This window comes from Nonomuraea zeae (genome assembly GCF_005889725.1).
Lineage (GTDB): Bacteria > Actinomycetota > Actinomycetes > Streptosporangiales > Streptosporangiaceae > Nonomuraea > Nonomuraea zeae.
The window spans coordinates 42,398-53,975 of sequence record NZ_VCKX01000049.1 but is presented as its reverse complement, the minus strand read 5'-3'; the positions used below and the strand labels follow the sequence as shown (position 1 = coordinate 53,975).

Here is an 11,578-nt window from a genome sequence, read left to right as displayed (position 1 = left end):
CCGCCTGCACTCGGCCATCGGACACCTTCCACCTGAGGAATTCGAGGCGATCTACTACGCTCAACACCAGCCCAACGATGCCCTGACCATCAACCGCTGAGGTCTCCATCAAACTCGGGGCGGTTCATTGCGGTTTTGGCGCCGCCAACGCTTCCCTCGCCTGCTGCCCTCCGCAAACCCAGTTCTCCTGGAGATCAGCAAATGCGTCAGCGAGTGCCTGGACTCCGGCGCCGTCTTCACGGAAGCGCAGCGCGATCTTCTTGGCGCCCGAGTAAGCGAGCTTGAGCAACGTCTGGACTCGGGGGATCTCTTGCTCGTCGTTCGGCACATCAAGGTGGCATCGGGCCTGCGGTAGCTCGAAGCGACGAGAGACCGAACCGAACCGTGCGGTTGAGGCGGTGGGCTCGGCCGGCGCATCGTCAGACGGTGTCGGCGTTCGGGCGTGCCGGGAGAGTCGTGAAGGTACACATTGAAGCGAGTGCTACCGCCGCCCGGGGTGGCCAACAAGACGGCCTGGGCGCGTGAGCGGGAACATACGACAGTGAGGATCAGCTTGTACTGCGGGCGAGACGGCGACGACCATGGACCATCTCAGCTGAGATCGTCGCTGAATAGCGCCTATAAGGATCAAGCGGCAGCGCGCCGCGCCGCTGAGGGCCCTCCGCCGCATCGCCGCACTAGTCTTCGGACTCGTCCGGCCAAGCAGTCCAAGTCAGCGACTCCCGCCACCCAGGCAACCGGTAGAGCCACATGGTGAAGATCTGCGCCAGAATCGGCAGTGTCCGGCTGGAAGCGCGAAAGTGCGCCTCTACGCTGCCGTCGCGATACTCCAGCCGGTAGGCCCCGTCGTCCCGTAGGTAAGCCTGCATGTAGTAGTCATCATTTTCTGCGTCCAGGCGCTCGACCACGAGGAACCGGTTGGACATGGTCAATCCGCGCAGCAGAGCATGCAGGTCGTCAGAGATCGGGTTCTCCACAGAATCGCCGCGTTCATTGAACGCCCGCGCCGTTAAACTCATGGCGCTCAAGGTAACAATGCTCTATGAACCAGGGCGTGAAATAGCAGGGCGGTCAACGGCCCGGCGAATGCATGCGGTCGTGGCACTGGGAAAGCCATCCTCGGAAGGGATGGCCATCAGCGATCAATCTTGTTCCAGCGTTCTAGATGATCTTCTGGGTGCTTGGGTGCCCCGCATGTCTGCTCTGAGGACACTTCGCTGTAGATGGTCATGGTCACCGCGAATCAGGGATCCAACAAAGCGACCAACTCCAGTCCGACGAGCACCCACGCCTAAGAGGTCAGGCTCCGTCGTCAGTCTGTACTCTGGCGCTCTGCGAGGTCGCGAGCAAGATTGAGCAGGTGGGGCAGGCGCAGGGTTCGCCCGCCGCTTCCGGGGAGCGGAACGTGTAAGGGTTCGGTCCAGTTGGCTGGTATTGCTGCCGGCCCGTAGACGGCTCCGGCCAGGCCGCCGGTGACCGCGGCGACTGTGTCGGTGTCGCCGCCCAGGTCGATGGCGGCGCGGATGGCATCTTCATAGCTCTGGGTCGTGCGCAGTGCCCAGACGGCTGAGCCGAGACAGGGCCAGACGGCGCCGTTGAACTCGGTGGCGTGATCGGGATGCCAGTCGGCTGCGAGGACGGCGGCGTAGCGTCGACGATGGTCGGGTTGGACAGCGGTGAGGGTCTGCGAGAGCTGGTCCAAGGGGTCCCCGCCGTTCAGGGCGACGCGTATCAGGTCGTGGAAGATCGCGGTGCCTTCCCATGCCGCCGGGTCGCCGTGGGTGAGGGCGGCGATGTGCCGGGCGGCGGCCATGGTGGTCTGCCGGTCGTCGCGGGCGAAGTACACCGCCGATGGGGTGGCGCGCATGAGCGCGCCGTTGCCGGCGGCTAGGTGGCTGCTTCGGTAGTGGGCGGCGGCGGCCTGGTCCCAGGGCAGGCCGCGGGTCAGAACGTCTTCGGTCTGCAGCCCGATGTCTTTGGGATCATCGGCCGCCCACCGCTGGAAGCGGGCGAAGATGTCCGGCAGGTTCAGGCGGCCGTGCTCCAGCAGCGACTCGGCTACGTGTACGGCCATTTGCGTATCGTCGGTGGCCTCGCCGGCGTCCCAGCCGCCGCCTCCGCTCATCTCGCCGCCGGCACCCGGTAGCGGGAAGCGGGAGGAGAACGCTCCCGCCGGGCCGAACTCGAATGGCGCACCCAGCGCGTCGCCCACAGCCGAGCCGACGACCGCACCAACGGCACGCTGCGCGAGGTTCACTACAGCAGGCTACCGAGCTGGTCGAAGGAGAGGGCAGGCGGCGAGATCAAGTCAGGTCACGTCGCCGGGCGGAGGGCTGTGTACGGCAGCGGAATTCAGCAGCAGCGTCGGTGACTGCACACCGTCCGACAGAGGTCCGGCGGGACAGACCCCGTGACCACACGTGATTGCCGCGCGCGCCATCAGCGTGTTAGCGAGGGTGGTCAGCAGGGGCTGGTCACGGTCACTGGCGGACTGTCGGTCGCCCAGGTGGAGGCCGTAGCAGTCGAGGGCCGGACCGACCTGGAAGCAGGAAGCCAGGCGACCCTAGCTGGGCCGCGCGCTCGCCGTACTTCCCGCCTCGGCGGTTCTCGGCCCGCTGCCGAGCCGCGCTTACGATCAAGTCGGCGACGCGATCGGGCCGTGATCTGCCCGGCCGTACGTCGTCTTCCTTACCCTCGTGTTAGTTCGAGCCGTCGTCCCCATCGCGCCAGCTAGAGGACATATTCATCCGTGCTGGGAAGAGATCATCCGTATCGCAGAGGATTCCCTGCTGGAAACGGGGCAACTCATCGCGATGTTGGGGGACGATGCCCAGCTCATCGATGGCGAGTTGATCGCCTGCAACGCAGACGGGACGAGCGCCGGCCTGGCAGTACGCGCCTCGGACAGCACCTGGTGGGACGTGGAGACATCCATGCAGAAGGTCTTGGACAGGGTCTCTCTGCTCTACCCGGACGCGGAGGAGGTTCTGCCCGCGCACCTGCTTGATGGTGGCTGAACTCCGTCCCGGACCGGGGGCGATCGACGGTGCAGGGCGTCGCTCCTCAGCCACGGCCAACCAGACCCCGAACTCGTGGCGATGCGGCAGCTTGCCCATGCCTTCGATGGTGCAGCCGATGGGAAACAGCCGCCCGATCAGCGTCTTGACCTGGCCCGGCCTCCAGCGCTGGTCGTCCATGTAGCTCCAGGCCAGCGGTCGCCGCCGTAACTCGACGTCCAGCTGCGCCCACTGTAGCCGTGCGGCGACTGCCCTGACGCTCCCGCCGCTCCTGCTCCGCGGTGACGCGAGCGCGGCGATCCCTGGACGCGCTCTGAACCGGTTACCAGCGGATATGTCCCGGCGCCATCGACAGCCAGAATGTCCTGACCCAGTGGTTTGTGAGCCTTCGGCCGGTTCTCACCAAGTACGGGTGTAGATCGACGAAGGGGAGCAAGGCCGGTGCGTCTCAGACGGGGGAAGCTCGCCACCGACCCCGCGGCGTTCGAAGCCTTCTACCGGAGGCACGGTCGCCGACCTGACGGCCGATGTGTTCCTCGCGGTGTTCGACTCGGCGCACACGTACCGCCCGGGCAAGGGCAGCGAGATCGCGTGGCTGTACGGCGTCGCGCGCAACACGCTGTCGGCCGAGCGGCGGCGGGCGCTGCGGGAGTCCCAGCTCACCCATCGAGCGAGCGGGCGGCGTCCGCTCGACGGCGACGACGTCTCCCGGCTGGAAGAGCAGATCGACGCGGAACGGCCCGCCAGGGCGGCCTTCCACGCCATGGCCGGATTACCCGACGGAGAGCGCGCTGTCCTGGAACTGGTGGTTCTGGAGCAGCTCACGCCGTCGGAGGCGGCGGTGGTGCTGGGCATCCGGCCGGGGACCGCCATGGCACGGCTGCACCGCGCCCGCAAGACGCTCCGCGACCTGCCCTTCGTCATGGAAGGAACCCCACGATGAGATTCGAGGAGCAGTTGCTGACGGACCTCAAGAACGAGATGAACGCCCGGAACGAACGCAGCCGCCGCGTCGGCCGCCGCCTGCTCACGGGGGCGGCGGTGGCCGGACTGGCGGCGGTGGCGGGGGTGGCGGTGCCGCTGCTGACCGGGTCTGAGCCGGCGTACGCGGTGAGCAAGAACGCCAACGGCACCGTCACGGTGGAGCTCAAGGAGTTCAGGGATGCCGACCAGCTGGAGCAGGACCTCAAGGACATGGGCGTGACCGCCGACGTCACGTACCTCAAGCCCTACACCAAGTGCCAGAGCGACCGGGGCACGCTCGTCGGCGGCGGATACGACACTCCGGAGGAGTGGCGCGAGTCCGTGCACTACAAGGTCGCCAGGCCGGGACCGAAGAGCTTCGTCATCGATCCCCGCTATGTCGGGAAGGGGCAGACGGTGGTGCTGGAGTTCACCGAGAACCCGAAGGGGCCGATCAAGGCGCAGCTCAATGCGTCGGTGATCGAGGGCTCGGTCAAGCCGTGCGTCCCGGCGCACGAGCCGACCCAGCTCGGCTGACCTGCGGCGGTACGACGCTGGACGTACCGCCGCCCGGCCGCTCGCCACGACCGGCCTCCGCCGACCCGCTCAACCGGCGTACGGCGCTCTTGCCGGCGGACTGGGGCAGGGCCTCGTAGGCCCGCAGGGCGTGGTGCCGGGGGCCGGTAGCCGGTGTGTCGTTCCGGGAAGGTGGCGGCGCGTGGCGAGGTCCTGTTCCGGGACGTTCGGTGGAGGGTGCGGGCGGGGATCCGACGGTGATGGTGTCGCCGTCCCGGACGAGGGCCAGGGTGCCGCCCGCCCCTCGGGAAGGATGTACGCGGGTCGCCCGCCGGCGTCGGTTCCTTCTTGGCGCAGGTCAGAAGGGGCCGGTCTCCGGATAGCCGGCCTTGATGACGGCCTTGCGGGTCTTCGCGTTGAGTCTCTTCTCGCTGATGACCTTGCCGGCCGGTGGTGCGGAGATCTTCACCTTGGCGCCCCAGCCCGAATACTTGGTATCGGAGTGGAAGATCATCTGGTCATAGGCCGTGGTGTCGCCGTCCGGCAAGATCGTCGTGTCGACGACCGAGCGGGTGAGCAGGTTGCGCTTGTCGAAGTACAGGTGGAACTTGACGTCGCCTTCCCCGGCGGACTTGTCGTGCCGGAACTCGGCGAGTGTGGCGGTGCCCTCATATTCGCCGGTCGCCACTTCTGATGCGTTGCTCAGCATGAACTTCAGGTCCGCCGGAGTGACGCCCATATCGAGGATGACGTTTTCGCGCGCACTGGTCTTCGACTGGATCCAGGACCGTCCGGAAGGCAGTGCATTGGCGATGCCGGCGTTGGTCACGTAGGCGTTTTTGCCCTCGGCGATGACCCGATAGGGAGCGCGGGTCACTTTCGGGCGCGAGGACGTGCGGACACTGAGGTCGGCAGCCGCTACATTGCCTTTACCGAAAGCCAGGGTGCCGACCGTGCGGGTGTTCACCCGTACCTGCATGGTTTGGTCGTCGACGGTGAAATCGACGGTGATGCCGCTTGACTCGGTTACTTTTACGCCTTTGCCCGGGACCAGCTGGGCTTTCAGGGCTTTCACCGGATCCACTGGAGCGGCCTGCACGGATGCGACGGATGCCGCCTGAGCGGGTACGGCTACCGCGCTCACGGTCACGGCTGTTGCTATGAGGCCTGCGAAGAAGAGCTTCATCAGCGTCCTTGCTCGGGGGGATACAGCAGGAAAAGATTAGGAGGGTGCTGTCAACGAGATAAGAGATATCTCGTAACGATCCGATGCAGGCTGCTGATGCGAAGTGGTGGTGATGACCGTTGTTGACGGCGGAAAGGGGGGGTCTTTTGCGTCCGCTCGTTGTTCAGCTACACGCTCCGCTCGGTCGGGCGATCGCGGAGCTTCTACTTCTCGGGCCCGGAGGCCCTGCCTCCAGGCCCGGCGAAGGGCCGGCGAAGGGCCGGGTAGGCCGGCCCATGCCTACCCACCCGTTGCCTGTCTGTATGGGTTGTTCCCGGTAGAGGCAGTTGCGTATGCCGGGCAGCTCAGTTGTAGGGATTGTCGTAGGTCACGGACTTGGTGCGGCTGTTGTAAGTGTTGCCGGGGTAGAACCAGCCGCCCGTCACGTACAGAGTGACGTTCGCGAGGGTGGTGGAGTGGGTGTATTCACCGTCGTAGAGGAATAGGTACAACTGGCACCCGGCGGGAGCGGTTGTCGTGCCCGTCTGGCTCGGATAGAAGACGCTGCTGCCGTTGACGGAGACGTAGAAGTTCGGCATGGGATAGGACCCGCTTCCCCAGCAAAGCCGGAGCGAGTACTTGAACTTCGTGTTCCCGTCGTCGAACGCCAGCGTGCCGGTCAGCTGGGCGAGCATGATTGACGGTCCGGCGTTCGAGGTCACCGTGAGGGACACGGGCTGGTCCGGGCCGTAGGCGGCGTGCGCGGGAGTGACGGGGAGCAGAAGTGCCACGAGCGTTGCGATGGCGATGGCGACAGAGCCGGCCGCACGACGTGCTTTGGAGCGTGTCAATTCCAACCTCATCTCTTATGATGTCGGCGGAGCCCGCACGGAGACTATTGTCGAGGCCCTCAGGCGTCCAGAGAGACGATTTAGCGGCACTGATTCGGTCCGGTAGTAATTTGTGTCATGGCAGCTCTCGCCAGGATGAACGAGGCGTGTCACCAGGGCTGGGATTAGCTCGGCAGAGCCGTAATGCCGGGCCTGCCGGGTGAAATTTTCATTCCATCAGGACGTGGCCGGCTCCGGTGCCGGAGACGACTACGCCGATTCGGCTGTGGGCCTCGACGACGCCGTTGGTGAGCCGGTCGCTTCGTAATCAGTCAGATCGCGCAGGTGCCGGACGGGGGAGGCCAGCAGGACCAGCGGCATGCAGGCGGCCGCCGCGACGAAAATGATCAGGGTCACCCGGCCGCTGAGGATCCCGGCAATGGCTCCGGCGATCAACCCGCCGATCGGGATCGCGCCCCACGACACGAACCGGACCGTCGCCATCACCCGGGGCAGCAGCTCGGGCGGGCTGGCGATCTGCCGGTAAGTACGGGTCACCACGCTGATCACCACCACACCGATGGAGAAGACGGCGTTGCCGATGGCGAAGGCGGCGAAGCCCTGCCAGCCGGTGCCGAGCGGGACGACGAGCGCCCCGGCGACCGAGACGAAGCCGGCGACGATCAGGGCGCGGGCGGTCCCGAGCCTGGCCGTGATCCGGTTCGTCAGGGCCGCGCCGATCAGCGTGCCGGCCCCGTCCGCCGCCAGCAGCAGGCCGACGAGGCCGGGCGCAGCGTGCAGCTCCCGCACGAGGTACAGCGCGTAGAGCGCGAACTGCGCTCCGGAAACCGTGTTCGCCGCGGTGGCGGCCCACATGCACGGGCCCATCACCGGATGGCGTACGACGAAACGCCAGCCTTCGCGGATCATCGCGCGCACCGGCGGCCAGCTGTCGGGGGCCTCGGCACGGCGTTCCGGGAGGGTGCGCAGCAGAAGGGCCGAGACCAGGTAGCTGACCGCGTCGAAGAGGAGGGTGGGCACCGCCCCGAGCACCTGGACGATGACGCCACCGACGGACGGGCCGCCGAGCTGGGTGGCGGCCTGGGTGCCGGAGGTCAGGCTGTTACGGGACTGCAGCTGCTCCTTGCTCACGATCGACGGCAGGAAGGTCGAGTTGGCGACGTCGAAGATGACGTTCGCGAAGCTGATCACGAGGGCCACGATCACCAGCTGGGCGATCGTCAGGCAGCCCAGCCACCAGGCCGGCGGGATGGAGCTGATCGCCGCGGCGCGGGCCAGGTCGGCGCCGATCTGGACCCTTCTCATGGGCAGGCGCTGGACCATCACCCCGGCGGGCAGGCCGATCACGATCCAGGCGACGTAGCCGGCCGCGGCGATCAGGCCCATCTCGAACGCGGAGGCGTCGAGCACCGTCAGCGCCGTCAGCGGCAGCGCCACCGCGCCTACCGCCGAGCCGACCGCGCTGGTCGTGCCCGCCGTCCACCACCGCCAGAAGACGGACGACCCATGCGCGCCGGTCGTCCACCGCCGCCATAGGACGCTCACGCCACGCGCGCCGGTCGTCCACCGCCGCCAGAAGGCGCTCGCCCCACGCTTCCCGGTCGTCCACCGCCGCAATAAGGCGCTCGCCCTCCGCGCACTGTCGACTGCCATCTCAACGCCCTTCGAGTAAGTTCCAAAATGGAACGTACTATACTGATGCGCGTGAAGCGAGCAGATCTGACCGACGCCGACTGCGGCATCGCGCAGGCGCTCGGAGTGATCGGCGACTGGTGGACGTTCCTGGTGGTGCGCGACATCGCCGGCGGCACCACCCGCTTCGACGGCCTTCAGCGTGAGCTCGGCGTCAGCCGCCGGGCTCTGGCCGAGCGCCTGGCCGGTCTCGTCGAACATGGGGTGCTGGAGAAGCGGCCCTACTCCGATCGCCCCCCGCGCTTCGACTACCTGCTGACCGCGAAGGGCGAGGGCCTGTTGCCGGCGCTCATCGCGCTGCAGGACTGGGGCACCCGACATGTGATGGGCGACGGGGCACTGACCGCGACCAGCGAGGACGGGTCGGCGGAGAGCCGTCGCGTGCATGAGCTGATCAATCGGAAAGTGCCGGATCTCATGCTGGAACGGCACGACGGCGAGCGGGTCGCACCCGGCGTGCCGGGCGTCTGGACCGTGCTCTACTTCTTCCCTGGCGCCTTCGCCCCCGGAGCCCAGAGCTATCCGCCTGGCTGGGGCGACATCCCGGGTGCCCCGGGCTGCACTTTGGAGTCCCTCACCTACGCCTCGCGGCATGCCGACTTCGAGGCGTCCGGTGCCGCGATCCGCGGCGTCAGCACCCAGCGGCCCGACCAACTGGCCGCCTTCGTCGCGCACGCGAGGTTGCCCTACCCTCTTCTGTCCGACCAGGACAGCAAGCTCGCGGCCGGGCTGCTGCTGCCGACCTTCCGGGCGGCCGGCGTCGACCGCTTCAAGCGGCTCACGTTGCTGGCCGACCCCGACGCGATCATCCGGGCGGTGCAGTTCCCGATCAGCGATCCGGCCGGCTCGGTGGAAGAGATGCTCGCCCTCGTCCGCGGTCGATGACAAGGCGGTGGCGCCGGCCTGGTCGGGGGTGCGGAAGTGCTGAAAAGGGCAAAGGCGTACAGAAAGGTCGTATTACCCAATCACCTGGCACTCTTCGGGAAGCACATGTCCTCGTGGTCACGCTCCCCACTCACCACTCGTCCGTAAGCTGGAGCTATGTCCCCCGCACTCGTCCTCCTCGACGGCGTTCGCTGGCGGGGTGTACGCGTGGTCGGCGATCGCGCGCACACCCTGCTGTCCGTGCTCGCCCTGCAAGGACGTGCGGGCGTAAGTGACGAGCGCCTGGTCGAGGAGCTGTGGCCGGACGAGGCGCCGGCCAACCCGACGAAGGCGCTGCAGGTGGTCGTCTCGCGGACCAGGGCGGTGACCTGCGCCGACGTCGTGGTACGGATCCCGCGTGGCTACCGGCTCGGGCTGCCCGCCGATCAGGTGGACGTGCTGCTGCTCGGCGCGCTCGTGGAGCAGGCGCGGGCCGCACTGGGCGAGGACGACATGGCGCTCGCGTCCCGCCGCGCCGAAGAGGCCGTGAACCTCCTGAACGGCGGCCTGGACGGCGCCACGGGCGCCCTCGCCGCGCTGCGGGACGTCGCCGCGAAGGCGGTGGCCGAGGCACGACGGGTGGCGGCGATCGCGCGGGGCCGCAGCGGCGCGCACGAAGGCGCGCTGCCGCTGCTGGAGGAGGCCGCGGCCGAGCGGCCGCACGACGAGGAGCTGCTCGTTTGCCTGCTGCGCAGCGAGGCCGCCGTACGGGGTGCCGCCGCCGCTCTGGAGCGTTATGAGCGGTATCGAGCGGACCTGGTCACCCGGCTCGGCACCGACCCAGGGCCCGAGCTCGCCCGCGTGTACGCCGAGCTCCTCGTCGCCGATCGGCCGGTGCGCGCGGGCATCCAGTTCGACGGCTCCTCGCTGCTCGGCCGCGACGGCGACATCCGTGCGGTGCACGCCCTGCTGCAGACCAACCGGGTGGTCTCGATCATCGGCCCCGGCGGACTGGGCAAGACGCGGCTGGCCCATGTCGTCGGCAGGAACGCCACGCAGCCCATCGCCCACTTCGTCGAGCTCGTCGGCGTCTCCTCGCCGGAGGGCGTGGTGGGGGAGGTGGGCTCGGCGCTCGGGGTCCGGGACTCGGTCAGCGGCCGGCACGTCCTGACCGCCGAGCAGCGTTCCGACGTCCGTGCCCGGATCGCCCAGCATCTCGACCAGGCTCCGGCGCTGCTGATACTGGACAACTGCGAGCACGTGATCGAGGCCGTCGCCGACCTGGTGGCGTTCCTGACCGTGACGACCCGCGACCTGCGGGTGCTCACTACCTCGCGCGCCCCCTTGTCGATCCCCGCCGAACGCGTCTACCTGCTCGGCGAGCTGCCCACGGGCGACGCGGTGGAGCTGTTCCGCCAGCGCGCCACGGCCGCCCGCCCGGGGGTGCGGATCGACGAGGCAGCGGTGGGGCAGGTCGTCGCCCGCCTCGACGGGCTGCCGCTCGCGATCGAGCTGGCCGCGGCCAAGGTGCGGGTGATGTCGGTGGAGGAGATCGCGCGGCGCATGGCGGACCGGTTCGCCCTGCTGCGCGGGGGGAACCGTACGGCCCCGGACCGGCACCAGACGCTGCTCGCGGTCATCGACTGGTCGTGGAACCTGCTGGCCGAGCCCGAACGGCAGGCGTTGCGGTGGTTGTCGCTGTTCGGCGACGGCTTCACGCTGGCCGCGGCCGAGCAGGTGCTCGGCCCGGACGCCCTGCACGTCGTGGACGCGCTGACCGAGCAGTCGATGCTCAGCGTCCGCGAGGCGGCGTACGGCCTGCGCTACCGGATGCTGGAGACCGTCAGGGAGTTCGGGCGGATGCGGCTGAAGGAGGCCGGGGAGGAGGAGCCCGCCCGGGCGGCGCAGCTGGCCTGGGCGACGGCGTACGCGCTCGAACACGCCTCCCGGCTGTTCGGCCCGGCGCAGTTCGCGGCGGCCGACGCGCTGCACGCCGAGGAGAGCAACCTCGCCGAGCTGCTCCGGCAGGCTCTCGGCGAGTCCGATCGCGTCACGACGTTCCAGCTGCTGGCTGGGGTCGGCGCGCTGTGGTCGATCCGAGGCGAGCACTTCCGGGTGTTCGTGCACCGGGAGGCGATCACCCAGCTGGTCATCGGCTGGATGCCGCCGCCGTACCTCGCCGATGTGGTCAGGGCCGGCCTGCTGATCACGCTGATGAACATCATGATGGTCACCGACCGCCGCGACGATCCGCTGCGCGATCTCCTCCGCAGGCTGCCCGTCACCGAGACGACGAATCCGCATCTGACGGCGCTGGCCACGGTGCTGGTCGCGTGCGACGTGGCCGATGGCGCCGACATGCGCCACCAGCTGGCGGAGCTGTGCCGGAGCGCCGACCGCGACCTGGCCCGGGCGGCGATGCAGACGTACGTCCACGTCCTGGAGAACGCGGGAGACGTGAGCGAGGCGATCGAGACCGCCGAACGAGCCCTGACGCTGCTCCGCGAGGA

10 protein-coding genes and 1 pseudogene are annotated in these 11,578 nt (G+C 68.3%); 4 read left to right on the top strand and 7 right to left on the bottom strand.

The features are described 5' to 3' along the window. Positions 1–124: 124 nt before the first annotated feature. The 4 genes from ETD85_RS18160 to ETD85_RS18145 all read right to left on the bottom strand — a co-directional run bounded on the left by ETD85_RS18160 (position 125) and on the right by ETD85_RS18145 (position 3,197). On the bottom strand, positions 125–328 hold the full coding sequence (locus ETD85_RS18160) for a hypothetical protein (protein WP_138690904.1): 204 nt from the start codon (positions 326–328) through the stop codon (positions 125–127). Positions 329–677: 349 nt separating this feature from the next. After that, complete coding sequence (locus ETD85_RS18155) at positions 678–1,019, bottom strand: hypothetical protein (protein WP_138690903.1); 342 nt, start codon at positions 1,017–1,019, stop codon at positions 678–680. Positions 1,020–1,312: 293 nt separating this feature from the next. Next, positions 1,313–2,257 (bottom strand): ADP-ribosylglycohydrolase family protein, encoded by a 945-nt coding sequence (locus ETD85_RS18150; protein WP_138690902.1) that lies wholly within the window; start codon positions 2,255–2,257, stop codon positions 1,313–1,315. A gap of 442 nt (positions 2,258–2,699) precedes the next feature. Continuing rightward, complete coding sequence (locus ETD85_RS18145; protein WP_138690901.1) at positions 2,700–3,197, bottom strand: winged helix-turn-helix domain-containing protein; 498 nt, start codon at positions 3,195–3,197, stop codon at positions 2,700–2,702. A 349-nt stretch (positions 3,198–3,546) separates the two neighbouring features. On the opposite strand from ETD85_RS18145, the gene ETD85_RS18140 reads away from it, so the two are divergent. Next, positions 3,547–3,960, top strand: coding sequence for an RNA polymerase sigma factor (locus ETD85_RS18140; protein WP_206058386.1), 414 nt, complete (start codon positions 3,547–3,549; stop codon positions 3,958–3,960). Continuing rightward, positions 3,957–4,517 (top strand): hypothetical protein, encoded by a 561-nt coding sequence (locus ETD85_RS18135; RefSeq protein WP_138690899.1) that lies wholly within the window; start codon positions 3,957–3,959, stop codon positions 4,515–4,517. Before ETD85_RS18140 ends, ETD85_RS18135 begins: the two co-directional genes overlap by 4 nt. Before the next feature lie 337 nt (positions 4,518–4,854). On the opposite strand, the gene ETD85_RS18130 is transcribed toward ETD85_RS18135, so the two are convergent. The 3 genes from ETD85_RS18130 to ETD85_RS18120 all read right to left on the bottom strand — a co-directional run bounded on the left by ETD85_RS18130 (position 4,855) and on the right by ETD85_RS18120 (position 8,057). Then, positions 4,855–5,682: a hypothetical protein gene (locus ETD85_RS18130; RefSeq protein ID WP_138690898.1), complete on the bottom strand. Its 828-nt coding sequence runs from the start codon at positions 5,680–5,682 to the stop codon at positions 4,855–4,857. Positions 5,683–6,026: 344 nt separating this feature from the next. Beyond that, positions 6,027–6,452, bottom strand: a complete 426-nt coding sequence (locus ETD85_RS18125) for a hypothetical protein (RefSeq protein ID WP_138690897.1) — start codon at positions 6,450–6,452, stop codon at positions 6,027–6,029. Between the two features lie 309 nt (positions 6,453–6,761). Further along, positions 6,762–8,057: an MFS transporter gene (locus tag ETD85_RS18120; protein ID WP_206058385.1), complete on the bottom strand. Its 1,296-nt coding sequence runs from the start codon at positions 8,055–8,057 to the stop codon at positions 6,762–6,764. Between the two features lie 159 nt (positions 8,058–8,216). Between ETD85_RS18120 and ETD85_RS18115 the strand changes: the two genes are divergently transcribed. Both ETD85_RS18115 and ETD85_RS65790 read left to right on the top strand, forming a co-directional pair. Beyond that, the gene (locus ETD85_RS18115; protein WP_138690895.1) at positions 8,217–9,089 is read left to right on the top strand and encodes a winged helix-turn-helix transcriptional regulator; all 873 of its coding nucleotides are present in this window, start codon (positions 8,217–8,219) and stop codon (positions 9,087–9,089) included. Between the two features lie 156 nt (positions 9,090–9,245). Beyond that, a pseudogene (locus ETD85_RS65790) lies at positions 9,246–10,355 on the top strand (BTAD domain-containing putative transcriptional regulator); the annotation flags it as partial. Positions 10,356–11,578: the final 1,223 nt, after the last annotated feature.